Below are 17,095 nucleotides of genomic sequence, written 5' to 3'. Positions count from 1 at the left end.
TTTTCATTCTGGATTTTATATAAAAGGAAACGATGGATTAGTAAAGTGCGTTGAAATAATGCACTGTGAAAATAAGAGATACTCCTTATTCGTTTTATTAACGGAGTAATCAATACTATGAAAGATATCAATATTGAAATTAATGTTTGTGACAGTACAGGAAAATCAACATGTACGGTTCATCCCCATACGTGTTGCCATGTTAATAACGAATGCGAACCGCAACCCGGTGTTTCCGGCGTTGCCTCCGTATTCGGACGGACTGGCGTTGTCACTGCACAAGCGGGTGATTATACTGCCGATCAGATCACTGAAACCGCCACCAGAAAATTTGCTTCGCCGGATGAAAAGGCAGTCTGGAATGCGAAGCAGGATGCATTAATTTCTGGCACCACTATCCGCACGGTCTTCGGTCAGTCGCTGCTGGGCAACGGTGATTTTTCACCGACACCTGAACAAATGGGCGTTGCGGCCGCGGGTCACACGCATACCACCACGGATATCACCGACTACACGCAAAAAACGAAGCAGCTTATCCATTCCTCGCTGGAAGCAGGGGCGGGTGTGACGCTGAGCTATAACCCGGTGAATGAAAAAACCATCATCAATGCTGCTGGTGGTTCCGGCAGCGGCGGTTCGGGTTATATCGTTGCCGATCGTCAGGGCGCAACTGCAGGGCAAAACCACGCATTCAGCATTAGTCCACAAAATACATTTAATCTCGCGGCGTATGCGCTGAAAGAAGAGGCGGGTGCAGAAAATCAGACTTACGTTGTTGATGATTTCGGGGCATCCAGTAAAGCAAATTATGATGCAACGGATGATGCTATTTTTGATGGTACGGTAAATTTGTATCGCGGCGAGACTTACTCATTAATTAGTGATAATGCGTTTTATTCATCACAAATCAAAACTGGTGGTGAGTTGATATCAATTAATACAGTAAAGAAAACTGTAATACCTAAAATGACGTCAAATAGCCAAGACGGCTATACCGTATCCGCATCTACATCAAGTCTGCCCAATTTCCCTCCATACAGAGCATTTGATGGAATTACGCAAACAACGGCTCCGGGTGATTGTTGGGCATCAGAAAACGTTCTGAATTCAACTAATCCGCAGTGGCTACGAGTTGATTTTCAAAAGCCAATGATGATTGGTTCATATATGATAAAAAATAGAGGAGCAAAAAACAGAACGTTCGTAGACTTTACAACGCCGAGAACATGGGAGTTACAGGCTAGCAATGACGGGAATTCATGGAAAACAATGCATTCCGTTATTAATGATGTAAATACTGAAACTGCGGGGGAGAGATTTTTTACTATCCCCAATCCCGAGTATTTTACGTCATATAGATTATTTGTCACTCTAACTAATGGGAATGGGCTCGGAGTGACAATAGGCGAGTTTCAGCTATATTCACAAAATAGTGTTTTGATTAAATCCCGCTCAAACGACTGGTATTCATCACGTTCTGGAATACTATCTGTAGTACCTGAACCGCATGACGCGAATGATTTTTTAATGTCTGGGTTTGACTCATCGGGAGAAATTCAGAACTCGCAACTAAACGATCTCATGCCGATAAAAATATTTTCGGCTAACGAAATCGATGTGGAAACACTATATACACCGTACTCGCAAATCATTATTCAAAAATCACTGACGTCTGCCGTGTGGTCAAAAATCAATGCCGCAACATTAACCGCAACGCAGACGGGCAAGGGTAAAGTGCGTGTCGCTGTGACGCGGGATCTGATTAACTGGCATGTCTTGCGGAACGGGGCGTGGGTGGATGTTGGTATGCTGTCAGCCGATACCACAGGCGCAGAAGCACTGATTGCGGACGGCATGACGCCAGCCGAACTCGGAGGTATTACTGCGGCACAGTGGGCGCAGCTGTTTACATCCAATAATGGCGTGCCGGACTCAATCGCATTTGCGTTCGGACTCGATATCACCGATCCGGTCACCGATGTTGCGACCATTGATCGACTGGTATTGAACGTCAACGATGCGTCCAACTGGAAAGTGCAGTCGCCTGCGGAAGTGGAAATCCGCTGGCGCACGGACAGCGTGACATTCCGCACCGCGACGGCAGGTAATTACAAGCTGGCGTATCAGGTTCCGTAATTATTTTTCAGAGTATATCGTTTGGATGGCCGCATATTTGCGGCCTTTTTTCATTCTGGGTTTTATAGATAAATGAACAGTGAGTTAGTAAATCGCTTTAAAATAATACGGGCGTCAAATAAACGATACTCCTGATGTACCCTCACCAACGGAGTCATCAGCATAATGCAAAGCGTAAATATTGAAATTAATGTCTGTGACAGTACGGGTAAATCAACATGTACTGTTAATCCGCCTATTCAGCTTAATCCTCACTCTTGCTGCCATTCAGATAGCGGAAGTGGCCAGGAACCTGGAGTTTCTGGTGTTACCTCGGTATTTGGGCGAACTGGCGTTGTAACCGCACAACCAGGCGATTATACGGCCGATCAGATTACCGAAACCGCCACCAGAAAATTTGCCTCGCCGGATGAAAAAGCGATCTGGAATGCAAAGCAGGATGCACTAGTTTCTGGCACCACTATCCGCACGCTCTTTGGCCAGTCGCTGCTGGGCAGCGGTGATTTTTCACCGACGCCAGCGCAAATGGGGGTTGCGGCCGCAGATCACACGCACACTACAGCGGACATCACCGACTACGCGCAAAAAACGAAGCAGCTCATCCATTCCTCGCTGGAAGCGGGGGCGGGCGTGACGCTGAGCTATAACCCGGTGAATGAGAAAACCATTATCAGTGCTGTTGGTGGTTCGGGCACAGGCGATTCTGGCTATATCGTTACCGATCGTCAGGGCGCAACGGCAGGACAAAGTCATACGTTTAGTGTTAGTTCACAAAATACATTCAATCTCGCGGCGTATGCGCTGAAAGAAGAAGTCGGTGCAGCAAATCAGACTTACGTTGTTGATGACTTTAATGCGTCGAGTGAGCCAAATTATCACGTGACGAGTGCGGTTATTTTTGATGGCATGGCGAGTCTTTATACTGGTTCAAACTATCAGTTCATCCCTGACGGGGATTTTTATTCTGCTGAAATAAAAGCCGATGGAAAAGAGATAGACATTTCGTTAATAAATGCATCTTCTTCGTCTGTCATTCCTTTAATGACGTCTAATACATTACCTGTAGGTTATACAGCGAGTGCGTCTAATGAGTCTCTAGGGACCTATAAAGCCTTTATCGCATTCGATGGTTCTAATAATTCAGGCCCACCGCCTAACTGCTGGGGAACTGATGGCACATGGGTACCTTCTGTTGCACGTCCTCACTGGCTACAAATTGATTTACCATCTAAAGAAGCCATCGGTGGTTATCAAATTACCAACCGTAGCCAACTGGATATGGGAAATGTACGAACATGGAAACTTCAGGGCAGTAATGATAACGGTGTAACATGGAGTGATTTACATTCCGTTACCGACGATATGAATAATGATCCCGGTGCGGTGAGAAACTTTACTCTCTCACAATCCGCTAGTTACAAAACTTACCGTCTGTTAATTACGGCTATTAATGGTAGTAGCCCATATGTCACTATTTCAGAATTAAAATTTTTCTCACCGAATGAAAAGTTCGTCATCAACACGGGTGGGAAAAACTATGGTTTCTCAGGTAACGTACTGACTGAAATCACTGGTGAGCTGACTTCTGAAAAAATAAATCTTTTAGGTGTATCAAGTGTTGATTCATTAAATACGACACTGCCTAATTTCACTACTTCTGTAAAACTGATTTCTGCTCAGCCGATTAGTGTACGTACAATATATACTCCATTAGCACAGTCAGTAACTCAGAAATTATTAACATCAGCGGGCTCATGGTCACAGATTAATGCCGCAACACTAACCGCAACGCAGACGGGCAAGGGTAAAGTGCGTGTCGCTGTGACGCGGGATCTGATTAACTGGCATGTCTTGCGGAACGGGGCGTGGGTGGATGTCGGTGCGCTGTCCGCCGATACCACAGGCGCAGAAGCACTGATTGCAGACGGTATGACGCCAGCCGAACTCGGCGCTATTACGGCGGCACAGTGGGCGCAGCTGTTTACATCCAATAATGGTGTGCCGGACGCTCTCGCATTTTCGTTCGCACTCGATATCACCGATCCGGTGGCCGATGTTGCGACCATTGATCGACTGGTATTGAACGTCAACGATGCGTCCAACTGGAAAGTGCAGTCGCCTGCGGAAGTGGAAATCCGCTGGCGCACGGACAGCGTGACATTCCGCACCGCGACGTCAGGTAATTACAAGCTGGCGTATCAGGTTCCGTAATCGTTCACCACATTCAACACTCTACCGGCCGCGAACGTCGCGGCCTTTTCGTTTTATACCGCCCAATTTATCCCCAGCCACTTACTGCGTCATTCTAACCGCTTAGCTCGCTATTCTGCCGCCTACCCAAATACCTGCTCCACGCGCGTACGCGATGGCGTAATGTGCCGCCACTATTTTCTTTTATCTGAAATACGCGATAACCCGCGTTATCGCACGACGCATTACCAGGGTTTATTTTTCTAAAGCTAACAAAATCAAACGATTGTGATTTTTAATTGAAGGATGTCTTATGAAGAGCAGTTCCATTCTTAAACACATCCCCTGGATGATTCTTGGAATCATCGGGGCTGCCTGCCTTGGCGTAGTCGCACTACGCCGCGGTGAGCATATCAGTGCATTATGGATTATTGTTGCTTCTGTCGCCGTTTACCTCGTGGCTTATCGATACTACAGCCTGTATATCGCACAAAAAGTCATGCAGTTAGATCCGACCAGAGCAACCCCCGCCGTTGTGAATAACGACGGTCTTAACTATGTTCCGACGAACCGTAACGTCCTGTTCGGGCACCACTTTGCCGCTATCGCAGGGGCGGGTCCGCTGGTTGGGCCGGTGCTGGCCGCGCAGGTCGGCTACTTGCCGGGCACCTTATGGCTGCTGGGCGGCGTGGTGTTGGCGGGTGCCGTGCAGGACTTCATGGTTCTGTTTATTTCGACCCGTCGTAACGGCGCGTCGTTAGGCGAAATCGTTAAGAAAGAATTAGGCCCGGTACCGGGTACGATTGCGCTGTTCGGCTGCTTCCTTATCATGATCATCATTCTTGCCGTGCTGGCGCTGATCGTGGTGAAAGCACTGGCAGAAAGTCCGTGGGGCGTCTTTACCGTGTGTTCTACGGTGCCGATCGCGCTGTTTATGGGCGTTTACATGCGCTTTATCCGTCCGGGTAAAGTCGGCGAAATCTCGGTCATCGGGATCGTGCTGCTGGTGCTGGCAATCTGGTTTGGTGGCGTAGTGGCACATGACCCGTACTGGGGGCCGGCACTGACCTTCAAAGATACGACCATCACCTACACGCTGATTGGCTATGCCTTCGTGTCCGCACTGCTGCCAGTATGGTTGATTCTGGCACCGCGTGACTATCTGGCGACCTTCCTGAAAATTGGTGTCATCGTCGGTCTGGCGATTGGTATCGTAATTCTGAATCCTGACCTGAAAATGCCAGCGGTAACGCAGTTTGTGGATGGTACAGGTCCGGTCTGGAAAGGTACGCTGTTCCCGTTCCTGTTTATTACTATCGCCTGTGGTGCCGTATCTGGCTTCCACGCACTGATAGCTTCCGGTACTACGCCTAAACTGATGGCTAACGAAAACGATGCGCGTTTCATCGGTTATGGCGCCATGCTGATGGAGTCTTTCGTGGCAGTGATGGCGCTGGTTGCGGCATCTATCATCGAACCGGGTCTGTACTTCGCAATGAATACCCCGCCGGCGGCGTTGGGTATTACGATGCCGGATCTGCACCGTCTGGGCACAGCAGATGCGCCGATGATTCTGGCACAGCTGCAGGACGTATCCGCACACGCGGCGGCGACCGTGAGCTCCTGGGGCTTCGTGATTTCTCCTGAGCAGATTCTGCAAACGGCGAAAGACATCGGTGAACCTTCCGTTCTGAACCGTGCAGGTGGTGCACCTACTCTGGCTGTCGGTATCGCACACGTGTTCCACCAGATCATTCCTGGTGCCAACATGGGCTTCTGGTATCACTTCGGTATTCTGTTTGAAGCGCTGTTCATTCTGACAGCACTGGATGCGGGTACGCGTGCAGGCCGCTTCATGCTGCAAGACCTGTTGGGTAACTTCGTTCCGTTCCTGAAGAAAACCGACTCCCTGGTTGCCGGTATGATCGGTACAGCCGGCTGCGTCGGTCTGTGGGGCTACCTGCTGTATCAAGGCGTGGTCGATCCGCTGGGCGGCGTGAAGAGCCTGTGGCCGTTGTTCGGTATCTCTAACCAGATGCTGGCTGCGGTAGCGCTGGTGCTGGGTACGGTTATCCTGATTAAGATGAAGCGTACACAGTACATCTGGGTAACGCTGGTTCCGGCGATTTGGCTGCTGATTTGTACTACCTGGGCGCTGGGTCTGAAACTGTTCAGCGACAATCCTCAGCTGGAAGGCTTCTTCTACATGGCGAACATGTTTAAGGGCAAAATTGCGGAAGGTGGGGCCGATCTGAGCGCGCAGCAGATTTCGAACATGAACCATATCGTGACCAACAACTATACCAACGCCGGTCTGAGCATTCTGTTCCTGATCGTGGTGTACAGCATTATTGCGTACGGTATTAAAGCGGCACTGGCTGCACGTAAAGTGGCTGAGCGTACCGATCAGGAAACCCCGTATGTTCCGGTTCCTGAAGGTGGCGTGAAAGTCTCTTCCGGCCACTAAGTGATTCGCGCCCGTCAGATTTTGCGAGACAGCTAGCAAGGCTGAACGTGAAAGATGACGGGTACAGATACCCTGTATAATGTATAACGTTATACAGGGTATCTTTTATCTAGCCGCTATTGCAGGCGATGGTCTGGAGGTAATGATGTTTGGCAATCTGGGAAAAGCAGGAAAATATTTGGGCCAGGCGGCGCGTATGCTGGTCGGTATGCCAGATTATGATACCTATGTGCAGCATATGCAGACTAATCACCCCGATAAACCTGCGATGACGTACGAAGAATTCTTCCGCGAACGCCAGCAGGCGCGTTACGGTGGAGACGGCAAAGGCGGGATGCGCTGCTGTTAACGACTTGGGACCTGTTATGACTCAACCTTTATCCTCTGATGTGACTAAACCCGTGTATGTCACGATTCTGACCGGGTTTCTCGGTGCAGGAAAAACGACCTTATTACGGCATATTCTGAATGCCGAGCACGGCTACAAGATTGCCGTGATTGAGAACGAATTCGGCGAAGTCCCGATTGATAATACGTTAATCGGCGAACGGGCCAGCCAGATTACGACGCTGAGCAACGGCTGTATCTGCTGCACGCAGTCTAATGAACTGGCCGATGCGCTGCTCGATCTGGTCGATGGCGTGGATAACGGTACGTTGGATTTTGATCACGTCATCATTGAATGCACAGGTATGGCCGATCCAGGGCCGGTGGCGCAGACCTTCTTCTCGCATGATGTTATCTGTGAACGCTTTGTTCTGGACGGGATTATCACGCTGGTGGATGCCGTACATGCGCAGCAACAGCTCGATCAGTTCACCATCGCCCAGTCGCAGATTGGCTATGCCGACCGCATACTGCTAACCAAAACCGACGTAGCAGCCGAAGACGAAACGCTGCTACCGCGTCTTCAGCGGATCAATGCGCGTGCACCGATCTACCCTGTGGTACATGGCGATATCGATCTGAGCGTGCTGTTTAACATCGACGGTTTTGTCCTCAGCGACAAGCTGGACGTGAAAACGCCAGTATTTCGCTTTGTTGCTCCTACGCAAAATAATGTGCAATCAATCGTTGTGTATCTCGATAAGGCGGTTGAGCTTCAGTCTGTTTCCGATGTGATGGAAAACCTGCTGCTGCAATTCTCCGATAATCTGCTGCGTTATAAAGGTATTCTGGCCATCAACGGTGATGACCGCCGCCTGCTGTTTCAGGGCGTTCAGCGCTTGTATAGCGCTGACTGGGACAGAGAATGGCAGCCTGATGAAGAAAGAAAGAGCGTGCTGGTGTTTATCGGTGTGGATTTACCTGAACAGGAAATCCGTGACGCTTTCGCTCGCCTGACGGCATAACGCTATTTATCTTCTCTGTGCTGGTCTCTCAGGCCAGCACGATTTCCCTCGGTCCTACTTTCTTCTACCTCCCTTGCACGGTTTATGTGATGCACTGCCTGACAAGGTCGGCCTCTGTCATACGTAATTTTTCTTGGTGTGAATAGGGCAATTGCACTAAAAAAATCCTACCTTATTGTAATTATTACGAATACATCTAAAACGTGATCGGCTCTCGCTTTTTAATGGAATAGGAGTGGTATTTTATTAAAACGACATTTCATTTTTTAGTGAGGTTAAGTATGCGTAGTGGTCTTGCCCTGTCATTAATGGCTTCCTGCATCACGTTGGGTATTCAAGCGGGTACCGCACAAGCGGCCAGTTCAGTGAAATTTCCCGATAAAACCTGTGACGTAACGCAATACGGGGCCGAAGGCCACCGCCTACAAATCGCACTGAATACCCAGGCTTTTCAGAAAGCTATTGATGATTGTGCTGCGGCCGGCGGCGGAACGGTACACGTTCCTCGCGGTAACTATCTGGTCGATCCGCTGTTCCTGAAAAGTAACATCAGACTGGATCTGGCAAAAGATGCGACCATCGTTGCGTCGACCGAAGAAGCGGCGTATCGCGCGACGGAAAAAACCAAGTACGCTGAAGCGGAAAATGGCTGGCTTCCCTTTATCAGTATTGCCGATGCACAGAATGTGGCTATCACTGGGCAGGGCACGATTGATGGACAAGGTGCTGTCTGGTGGGAACGCTGGCGCGAGAATATTCGTGCAACCGGTAAGAAAGGCGGTACCGATCGCCCACGTCTGATTTATATCAAAAGCTCTAGTAACGTGCTGGTGGACGGCGTCACGCTTACACATTCCCCGAGCTTCCACGTTGTGATGCGTTACTCGCATGATGTGGATGTGAACGGTACCCGGATTCTGTCGCCGTGGCATGCGCCAAACACCGATGCTATCGACCCGATCGACAGCCAGAATATCCGTATCACCAACAACTATATCGACTGTAATGACGACCACATCGCGATAAAAGCCGAGAAGCCGGATAGCCGCTTTCCGAATGGCGTCGTGGATAACATCTATATCGCCAACAACATTCTGAAGCAGGGGCGCGGCATCTCTATCGGCAGCGAAACCTCCGGTGGTGTGAATAACGTGCTGGTCGAAAATAACCAGTTCGAAGGTTCCATGTACGGTATTCGTATTAAAACCCTGCGTGGTAAAGGCGGTGAAGTGAAAAACATCACTTACCGTAATACCAAAATGGTGGATGTTGAAATCCCGCTGGTCTTTGCCGCTTACTACAAAGCCGCGCCGATTGTGCAGGCGGAAGTAGACAAGATGCTAGCCGAAGGCGGCTTCACGATGGGTGAGCAAATTTACCCGCCGGATACCGATCCAGCGCAGCCATTTGATCAGTACAAGACGCCGCATTTCAGCAATGTGACGATCGAGAATCTGGAGTCGACCGGTAAGACCAAGGCTGCTGCGTATATCATCGGCGTACCGGAAGCGCCGCTCAGTGGTTTCCACTTTGATAACGTGCGCATTGATGCAGATAAAGGGATTCGCGTAAGGAATGCGGAACTTCAAACCAAAGGCCTGACGCTGAATGTGAAAGAAGGCCCGGTGATGCAGTTGGATAAAGGGGCGAAAGTCGATCAGTAATCGATTATACCCTAAATAATTCGAGTTTCAGGAAGGCGGCAAGGGAAGGCATCCCGATGAGCTTACTCAAGTAAGTGATTCGGGTGACTGAGAGCAGCCAACGCACATGCAACTTGAAGTATGACGAGTATATGAAGCGGTAGCAGGGGACACACTGGCCGTGGAGTCCTCTGCTATCTGCTTCGCTTTGATGCTACATCGCCTGGCTGGTTATGTTCGTTTAATGGCGGGCATTAATCATGCTTGGCGATATCGGCAAAAGTGGCGCGCAGCAGGCGTGCCAGATCGTCAGCCGACAGCTCAATATCCAACCCACGTTTACCACCGGAAATGAAAATAGTACCGAACTGGCGCGCCGGTTCATCAATCACGGTCGGCAGCAGTTTCTTTTGCCCCAGCGGGCTGATTCCACCTACCAGATAGCCTGTTACGCGCTGAGCGATGATTGGATCGGCCATATCGGCTTTTTTGGCCGACAGCGCGCGAGCGACTTTCTTGAGATCCAGCATGCCGGCGACTGGCGTGACGGCCACAGCGAGATTTTTCGCATCACCATTCAGAGAAACGAGCAGCGTTTTATATACCTGTTCTTTATTCAGCCCCAGCTTTCTGGCCGCTTCTTCGCCAAAATTGGTTTCGTCGCTGTCGTGGTGGTAGCTGTGTAGCGTAAAGGCGACCTTGTTCTTTTCGAGCAGATTGACTGCGGGTGTCATGATTTCACTATCCTTAACCCTGTAGCGGGCTTTATCTTGCGGACGCGGCTACGCGCCATAATGTGTTTTTCATGGAATTGCGGTATGACCGTTTTTGAGCAGCGTGGGTAAATTCTCATCGCCATACAGATGCAGTGCGCCTACGGCCACAACGTAATTGCCGGGTGGCAACGCCTGAAGCTGCTGTTGCCAGCGGCGATTACGCTGCCCCATTAGCAGGTCGGTCATTTCATTGCTGAAAGTCGCGGGGATATCCGGCGTATATTTACCGGGCCTGCTGTCTAGCCACCAACCGACCATCGTTTGTAGTAAATGCGCGTTGGTGCGCCAGTGTTTAATTGTATCTTCCAGCAACAGCAGGCCGCCCTGCGGCAGTTGTTGTAATAAATCAACCTGCGTCTGCTGACCTTCCAGTTCGATAACCTGAATACCGTGAGATTTCGCGGCGTTAATCAACTGGTAATCGATGCCGTAGTCGGGACGTAAGCCCAGCAGCTGCGCCTGTCTCGCTTGCAACATCAGTGCGGCCTGCCAGGCCGGCAGCGTACTGATATTGCTCTCATCGAAAGAAAGCGACTCACAAATCTTTTGCAGTTGGTGGTAGTTTTCCGGGCTGAGGCGCTGCATGAGCGGCGGCTCGGCGTCACTGTGGCCGAAAGGGGAATGTGAATCGGATATATCAGCTTCGACGATAAGTGCGGTCGCCTGCCGGAGCTGTTGCAGCAGCGTATCGGGCAGCGGTGCCATATCTTTGCTACCCATATGAATACTACCGACCAGATGCAGCTGCCGTTCATTGGCAAGCTGAACGTCTATCGCCGGGTAGGCATAAGCCAGCGGTGAGATAAAGCCAAGAAAAGTCGCGATTCTACGCAGCAGTTGCCCCATTGATTCCGTCTCCTGATGTGGAATAACTATGCTAAACGCTAGACGCGGAACAATACAAGGTATACCAATCCTAAGGGCACGGAAGCCTACATGTTTGATTACTCACTTCCTATCGATTCTCCCTAGGCGTAAAATATTGATGAGTGTGTATTGGTGTGTATAATAAAAATCAGGTTAGGAGGATACATGAAATCAACCGACCTGATAAAGGAGCTGGCAGCGGCAGGTTGTGAGTGCAAACGGCATAACGGCGGGAGTCACCAAATATGGTGGTCACCTATTACTGGAAAAACGTTTCCAGTGCCGCATCCAAAAAAGGATTTACCACTTGGAACTGTCAAATCCATCAAAAAAATGGCGGGGATCTGATCCCCGCCTTTTCGGAGGCAATATGTTTTTTTCAGTCGGTGTAGAAACGCCAAAAGATGATGCTACGGCATATGGGCTGATCGTTCCGGCATTGTGTACTGATGATTACGGCTGCTTCTCTGCGGCGGACAGCCAACAAGAGATTGCACGTATGGCGCGGGAAGCGATTTTAACCCTTATTGATGAAGCCGTGAGCCGTGGAAATCTGGACATTAGACGACTTAATGACGCTGGATACCTCATCTATGCGGCGATGCCAGATTTTGCGGACTACGATAGTTGGTTCGTGCTGGATGTCGATCTATCGGCTTTTGAGGGAAAGCCACAGCGATTGAACATTTCTCTTCCCGATACGTTGATACAGCGTATTGATAATCGCGTGCGAGAGCAGCCGGGTACTTATCGCGATCGCAGCCATTTTTTGGCAGAAGCTGCACGCCATGAACTGGAGTGAGCGCGGTGGAATAGGTCTGGTTGCCAGCGATAAATATTGTGACGGTGTTCGGCAAAGGAAAACGCGGCACGTTGTTGAGACGTGCCGCGTTTGCATTACTGATGTTTAGGTTTAAAACGCAGCAGGCGGTTGGCGTTGCTGACCACCGTGATGGAGGAGAGCGCCATCGCGGCACCTGCTACCACTGGGCTGAGTAGCGTTCCCGTCAGCGGATAGAGTACGCCCGCGGCAATTGGAATCCCCAGCGAGTTATAGATAAACGCGCCCAGCAGGTTTTGCTTCATATTGCGCAGCGTGGCATTGGAGAGCGCCAGCGCATCGGCGACGCCGTGCAGGCTATGGCGCATCAGCGTGATGGCGGCGGTTTCAATCGCAATATCGCTGCCGCCGCCCATCGCAATACCGACATCGGCCTGCGCCAGTGCTGGCGCATCGTTGATGCCGTCGCCAATCATCGCCACACGTTTGCCCTGAGCCTGTAGCTTTTTGATGGCTTCCGCTTTGCCGTCTGGCAGCACCCCGGCAATCACCTGATCGATACCCGCGTCTTTCGCGATGCTTTTCGCCGTGAGCGGGTTATCCCCCGTTAGCATGACTAACTGATAGCCCTGCTGGTGGAGGCGTTGCAAGGCGCTGACGCTATCCGCTCGCAGCGGATCGTGGATAGATAACACCGCAATGATGTGACCATTCGCCGCAAGCAGTACCGGCGTGATGCCTTGCTGAGCCTGTTCATTGATCAGCGCTTCGCCTGCGGTGATATCGACCTGATGCTGTTTGAGCAGGGCTGGATTCCCCAACAGCAGGTCGGCGTCTCCGATCTTGCCGCTGACGCCGAGACCGCGCAGCGTACGGAACTGCTCGGTTGGGGCGAGCGGCAGATTTTCTGCGCGTTCAAGAATCGCTTTTGCCAGCGGGTGATTCGAGCCTTGCTCCAGCGAAGCCGCCCAGGTCAGCGCCTGTGCTTCCATTACGTCACCGAAAGTATGAACTGCCACGACGCGAGGCTGTCCTTCGGTTAGCGTACCGGTTTTGTCAAACACCAGCACATCCAGCTTGCTGGCCTGCTGTAAAGCATCGGCATCCCGCACCAGCACGCCAAACTCCGCTGCCCGTCCGACGCCGGAAATAATCGACATCGGCGTTGCCAGCCCTAGCGCACAGGGGCAGGCAATAATCAGGACGGTCGTGACGATAATGAGCGTGTAGACAATCTGCGGCTGTGGCCCCACGAAGAACCAGATCGCGCCGCTGAGAAGCGCGATGGCCACAACGACGGGAACAAACACGGCAGAAATACGATCCGCTAGCTGGCCGATAGCGGGTTTGCTGCTTTGCGCCTGCCTGACCAGTCGTATGATTCGCGATAGGGTAGTTTGGTTGCCGATCGCGTCCGCCCGAAAGAGCACGCTGCCGTCGGAAACCAGCGTGCCGGCGTGAACCGTATCACCGGACGTTTTGGATTGCGGGATCGGTTCCCCAGTCAGCATGGCTTCATCTACCCACACTTCACCTTGCAAAATCTCACCGTCGACAGGAATACGATCGCCGGTTGTCAGGCGCAGCGTCATGCCGGACTGTACGTCGGACAGCGGAATGGATTTCTCACCTTCCGGCGTCACGACGCGGGCAGTGGGCGGCGTCAAATCTAGCAGCCGTTCCAGCGCACGAGAAGAGCGCTGACGAGCGCGTTGTTCCAGCGCATGACCGAGGTTGATTAAACCGATGATCATGGCGCTGGCTTCATAGTAAAGGTGACGCGCCGCCATCGGGAAAAGATCCGGCCACAGGTTAACGGTAATAGAGTAAAGCCAGGCTGCACCCGTTCCCAGCGCGACCAGTGTATCCATGGTTGCCGTGCCATTTTTCAGGCTGCGCCAGGCGTTACGGTAAAAATGACTGCCAGCGAACACCATCACCGCCAGCGTCAAAATACCGATGACCAGCCACGGCGTTTGGCTTTCTGGCGTCAGACTCATGCTGCCGCCCAGCACGCCCCACAGCATTAGCGGTACACCGAGCAGTAATCCCAGCGCGGCCTGCCATTGGAAACGGCGAATAGCCTGCTGAGAGCTTTGCTGCTGGCGCGCGCGGCGTTCTTCTTCGTCCTGAATAATTTCCGCGCCATAGCCCGCTTGCTCAACGGCAGCAATCAGCGCTTCCGGCTCGGCATGACCGCTGACCAACGCACTGCGTTCGGCCAGATTGACGCGCGCCTGCGTGACGCCGCTGACGTTTTGCAGCGCTGTCTGTACGCGGTTTACGCAGCTGGCGCAGCTCATGCCCTGAAGCAGGAGCTGCACGCTGTCGTCATCGCGGGTGGCGTGTATTGTCGTTGCCGGAAGAGTACTCTCGGCCGCTGGCAGCGCTTCCGGCGTTGTCGCTACCTGTGCCAGCGGCTCAGTTTTTGGGTGAGCGTTCTCCTGCACGCTGGCGTGATAGCCGGCTTCTTCAATGGCACTAATTAGTGTCGAGGCCTCAACGTTGCCATACACGGTTGCTTGCTCTTTGGTGACATCCGTCGCCACAACGCCGGGAAGGGCTTCCAGCACTTTACGTGTCGCGGCGACGCAGTGGTTGCAGCTCAGCCCGGAAAGCTGGAGGGACACATCTGGCGTAGTAGCAAGCTGTGCTTCGTAGCCAGCCTGTTCAATGGTATCGATCAACGTCTGCGAATCAACGTCGCCGCTGACGCTGGCGTACTGTTGGGTAACGTCGGTTTGTTCGACCGCAGGCAGCGCGTCCAATGCTTTTTTAACGCGTTGGACACAGTGTCCGCAGGTCAGTCCCTGCAATGACAACAAGACAGTTTGTGACATAGTAATTTTTCTCCCGTGATCACAGCCGGCGGCGAAAGACATTGACCGGCCATCTGATTTCTACTAGTTATTGGGTAAGGTAAACCTTCTAGCAAGGGGAGGGTCAAGGGGGAAATCATGAATATCAGTGATGTTGCGAAAAAAACCGGTCTTAGCAGTAAAACCATTCGCTTCTATGAAGAGAAAGAACTTCTGACTACGCCGCTGCGTTCTGAAAATGGTTACCGCAGCTACGATGATCATCACGTCGAAGAGCTGACGCTGCTGCGCCAGGCGCGTCAGGTTGGTTTTAATCTGGATGAATGCCGAGAGCTGGTGACGTTATTTAACGATCCGCTGCGGCGAAGTGCGGATGTCAAAGCGCGAACCTTGCAGAAAGTGCAGGAAATCGAGATGCATATCGAAGAGCTGAAAACGATGCGTGAACATTTGCTGGCGCTGGCCGAACAGTGTCCGGGAGATGGGGGAGCAGACTGTCCGATAATCAATAATCTGGCGGGCTGTTGTCAAAAGAGAAAAGAGTGATAAAGGGGAGACAGGCTCCCCCAATAATGCGTTATGTTAGCGCTCAACCGGTCGCACATGCAGCGTGATACCATCAATGGCAATCACTTCAACATGCGTACCGACGGGCAGATCCTGTTCTGATTTCACGCGCCAGCTGCTGTCACCGATGTTTACCCGGCCGAAACCGTTGATCACCGGATCGGTCAGCGTAGCGCGCAGGCCAATCAACTGCTGCCCGCGCTGGTTGAGTGTCGATTGCGGGCGTGACAGCGTCCGTTTGCGCAGCCAATACCACCAGAGCAGTGCAGTAACGATCGTCAGAATGGCAAAAATCGTTCCCTGCCATGGCCAGCCCATCGGCATGACCCACGTTAGTAGCCCAACCAATACCGCCGATAAGCCGCTCCACAGTAAATAGCCACTGGCGCCCAGCATTTCGGCGGCTAACAGCAGACCGCCGAGCGACAGCCAGAACCAGTGCGCATTTTCCATCACCAGTTCAATGCCCATTATTGACCTCGGCTATCTTTGCTGTCTTTAATCAGCTCCGTAATCCCACCGATGGCCCCCATCAGGTTGCTGGCTTCCAGCGGCATCATGATCACTTTGCTGTTATTAGAAGAACCAATCTGCTGCAACGCATCAGTATATTTCTGTGCAACAAAGTAGTTAATTGCCTGAATGTTACCTGCTGCGATGGCTTCGGATACCATTTTGGTCGCCTGTGCTTCCGCTTCTGCCGCACGCTCACGCGCTTCGGCCTCCAGGAACGCGGACTGACGCAAGCCTTCTGCTTTCAGGATCTGTGACTGTTTTTCCCCTTCGGCTTTCAGGATCGCGGCCTGACGTACCCCTTCGGCTTCCAGAATATCGGCGCGTTTGTTACGTTCCGCTTTCATCTGCGCGTTCATCGCAGCAATCAGTTCTGCTGGCGGGCGTACGTCACGGATCTCAATACGGGTGATTTTAATGCCCCACGGGTTAGTGGCTTCATCAACAATGTGCAGCAGGCGGGTGTTAATGCTATCGCGCTGAGACAGCATCTCATCCAGCTCCATGGAACCCAGCACCGTACGGAAGTTGGTCATGGTGAGGTTTACGATAGCCTGTTCCAGATTGCTGACTTCATAGGCGGCCCGTGCGGGATCAATGACCTGAATAAAACAGACGGCATCAATGGCTACATTGGCATTATCGCGAGAGATAATTTCCTGAGAGGGAATATCCAGCACCTGTTCCATCATATTAATTTTGCGGCCGATACGATCCATAAACGGCACGACCAGATTCAGCCCCGGCATCAACGTTTTGGTATAGCGACCAAACCGTTCCACAGTCCATTGATATCCCTGAGGTACGATTTTGATGCCTGACCAGACGATGATAAGTGCAACAAAGATCAAAATAGGAATGACGGTGAGCATGTTTTAAAACCTCCAGGTTGTTTTATTTCAGTCGAAAGACGATTTCAGCGGATAGTGTAACTCACTTGAGTATGAAAGCGGGCAGGAAATACGCCCGCCAGCGCGAGCGATA

General features: G+C 51.6%; 14 protein-coding genes. 9 read left to right on the top strand and 5 right to left on the bottom strand.

Going from position 1 to position 17,095, the window contains the following annotated elements:
- Positions 1 to 117 precede the first annotated feature (117 nt).
- The 6 genes from MYB54_RS15995 (at position 118) to MYB54_RS15970 (ending at position 9,809) form a co-directional block, all read left to right on the top strand.
- Positions 118 to 2,136 carry a discoidin domain-containing protein gene (locus MYB54_RS15995; RefSeq protein WP_014914558.1) on the top strand — a complete coding sequence of 673 codons (2,019 nt, stop codon included), beginning with the start codon at positions 118 to 120 and terminating at the stop codon, positions 2,134 to 2,136.
- Between the two features lie 165 nt (positions 2,137 to 2,301).
- Positions 2,302 to 4,347 (top strand): discoidin domain-containing protein, encoded by a 2,046-nt coding sequence (locus tag MYB54_RS15990; RefSeq protein WP_248721051.1) that lies wholly within the window; start codon positions 2,302 to 2,304, stop codon positions 4,345 to 4,347.
- Between the two features lie 292 nt (positions 4,348 to 4,639).
- Entirely contained in the window at positions 4,640 to 6,793 is a 2,154-nt protein-coding gene (locus MYB54_RS15985) for a carbon starvation CstA family protein (RefSeq protein WP_014914560.1), read from the top strand.
- Positions 6,794 to 6,938: 145 nt separating this feature from the next.
- The gene (locus MYB54_RS15980) at positions 6,939 to 7,142 is read left to right on the top strand and encodes a YbdD/YjiX family protein (RefSeq protein ID WP_005976130.1); all 204 of its coding nucleotides are present in this window, start codon (positions 6,939 to 6,941) and stop codon (positions 7,140 to 7,142) included.
- 16 nt (positions 7,143 to 7,158) lie between these two features.
- Positions 7,159 to 8,145: a GTPase gene (gene yjiA / locus MYB54_RS15975; RefSeq protein ID WP_039516455.1), complete on the top strand. Its 987-nt coding sequence runs from the start codon at positions 7,159 to 7,161 to the stop codon at positions 8,143 to 8,145.
- A gap of 281 nt (positions 8,146 to 8,426) precedes the next feature.
- Complete coding sequence (locus tag MYB54_RS15970) at positions 8,427 to 9,809, top strand: glycoside hydrolase family 28 protein (RefSeq protein WP_014914563.1); 1,383 nt, start codon at positions 8,427 to 8,429, stop codon at positions 9,807 to 9,809.
- 233 nt (positions 9,810 to 10,042) lie between these two features.
- On the opposite strand, the gene ybaK is transcribed toward MYB54_RS15970, so the two are convergent.
- Positions 10,043 to 10,522, bottom strand: a complete 480-nt coding sequence (ybaK, locus tag MYB54_RS15965) for a Cys-tRNA(Pro)/Cys-tRNA(Cys) deacylase YbaK (protein ID WP_014914564.1) — start codon at positions 10,520 to 10,522, stop codon at positions 10,043 to 10,045.
- Between the two features lie 69 nt (positions 10,523 to 10,591).
- Positions 10,592 to 11,410 carry a TraB/GumN family protein gene (locus MYB54_RS15960; RefSeq protein WP_205533538.1) on the bottom strand — a complete coding sequence of 273 codons (819 nt, stop codon included), beginning with the start codon at positions 11,408 to 11,410 and terminating at the stop codon, positions 10,592 to 10,594.
- A 186-nt stretch (positions 11,411 to 11,596) separates the two neighbouring features.
- Between MYB54_RS15960 and MYB54_RS15955 the strand changes: the two genes are divergently transcribed.
- Both MYB54_RS15955 and MYB54_RS15950 read left to right on the top strand, forming a co-directional pair.
- Positions 11,597 to 11,779: a type II toxin-antitoxin system HicA family toxin gene (locus MYB54_RS15955; RefSeq protein ID WP_039485998.1), complete on the top strand. Its 183-nt coding sequence runs from the start codon at positions 11,597 to 11,599 to the stop codon at positions 11,777 to 11,779.
- Positions 11,780 to 11,801: 22 nt separating this feature from the next.
- On the top strand, positions 11,802 to 12,233 hold the full coding sequence (locus MYB54_RS15950; RefSeq protein WP_014914566.1) for a type II toxin-antitoxin system HicB family antitoxin: 432 nt from the start codon (positions 11,802 to 11,804) through the stop codon (positions 12,231 to 12,233).
- A gap of 95 nt (positions 12,234 to 12,328) precedes the next feature.
- On the opposite strand, the gene copA is transcribed toward MYB54_RS15950, so the two are convergent.
- Entirely contained in the window at positions 12,329 to 15,052 is a 2,724-nt protein-coding gene (copA, locus tag MYB54_RS15945) for a copper-exporting P-type ATPase CopA (RefSeq protein WP_014914567.1), read from the bottom strand.
- A 117-nt stretch (positions 15,053 to 15,169) separates the two neighbouring features.
- On the opposite strand from copA, the gene cueR reads away from it, so the two are divergent.
- Positions 15,170 to 15,577: a Cu(I)-responsive transcriptional regulator gene (gene cueR / locus MYB54_RS15940; RefSeq protein ID WP_010284076.1), complete on the top strand. Its 408-nt coding sequence runs from the start codon at positions 15,170 to 15,172 to the stop codon at positions 15,575 to 15,577.
- Positions 15,578 to 15,613: 36 nt separating this feature from the next.
- On the opposite strand, the gene MYB54_RS15935 is transcribed toward cueR, so the two are convergent.
- Complete coding sequence (locus MYB54_RS15935; protein ID WP_014914568.1) at positions 15,614 to 16,069, bottom strand: NfeD family protein; 456 nt, start codon at positions 16,067 to 16,069, stop codon at positions 15,614 to 15,616.
- Positions 16,069 to 16,983: an SPFH domain-containing protein gene (locus MYB54_RS15930; RefSeq protein WP_104213329.1), complete on the bottom strand. Its 915-nt coding sequence runs from the start codon at positions 16,981 to 16,983 to the stop codon at positions 16,069 to 16,071. Before MYB54_RS15930 ends, MYB54_RS15935 begins: the two co-directional genes overlap by 1 nt.
- Positions 16,984 to 17,095 lie beyond the last annotated feature (112 nt).

The sequence above is a fragment of the Pectobacterium nicotianae genome, from assembly GCF_023272715.1.
In the GTDB taxonomy this organism is placed as follows: domain Bacteria; phylum Pseudomonadota; class Gammaproteobacteria; order Enterobacterales; family Enterobacteriaceae; genus Pectobacterium; species Pectobacterium brasiliense.
This window is presented reverse-complemented; position numbering and strand designations above follow the sequence as displayed.

Coding starts and splice junctions, on each gene's coding strand:
- MYB54_RS15990 (WP_248721051.1), top strand. CDS start 2,302: ATGCAAAGCGTAAATATTGAAATTAATGTCTGTGACAGTACGGGTAAA.
- MYB54_RS15985 (WP_014914560.1), top strand. CDS start 4,640: ATGAAGAGCAGTTCCATTCTTAAACACATCCCCTGGATGATTCTTGGA.
- MYB54_RS15930 (WP_104213329.1), bottom strand. CDS start 16,983: ATGCTCACCGTCATTCCTATTTTGATCTTTGTTGCACTTATCATCGTC.
- MYB54_RS15980 (WP_005976130.1), top strand. CDS start 6,939: ATGTTTGGCAATCTGGGAAAAGCAGGAAAATATTTGGGCCAGGCGGCG.
- MYB54_RS15950 (WP_014914566.1), top strand. CDS start 11,802: ATGTTTTTTTCAGTCGGTGTAGAAACGCCAAAAGATGATGCTACGGCA.
- ybaK (WP_014914564.1), bottom strand. CDS start 10,522: ATGACACCCGCAGTCAATCTGCTCGAAAAGAACAAGGTCGCCTTTACG.
- MYB54_RS15960 (WP_205533538.1), bottom strand. CDS start 11,410: ATGGGGCAACTGCTGCGTAGAATCGCGACTTTTCTTGGCTTTATCTCA.
- MYB54_RS15955 (WP_039485998.1), top strand. CDS start 11,597: ATGAAATCAACCGACCTGATAAAGGAGCTGGCAGCGGCAGGTTGTGAG.
- MYB54_RS15995 (WP_014914558.1), top strand. CDS start 118: ATGAAAGATATCAATATTGAAATTAATGTTTGTGACAGTACAGGAAAA.
- MYB54_RS15970 (WP_014914563.1), top strand. CDS start 8,427: ATGCGTAGTGGTCTTGCCCTGTCATTAATGGCTTCCTGCATCACGTTG.
- copA (WP_014914567.1), bottom strand. CDS start 15,052: ATGTCACAAACTGTCTTGTTGTCATTGCAGGGACTGACCTGCGGACAC.
- MYB54_RS15935 (WP_014914568.1), bottom strand. CDS start 16,069: ATGGGCATTGAACTGGTGATGGAAAATGCGCACTGGTTCTGGCTGTCG.
- cueR (WP_010284076.1), top strand. CDS start 15,170: ATGAATATCAGTGATGTTGCGAAAAAAACCGGTCTTAGCAGTAAAACC.
- yjiA (WP_039516455.1), top strand. CDS start 7,159: ATGACTCAACCTTTATCCTCTGATGTGACTAAACCCGTGTATGTCACG.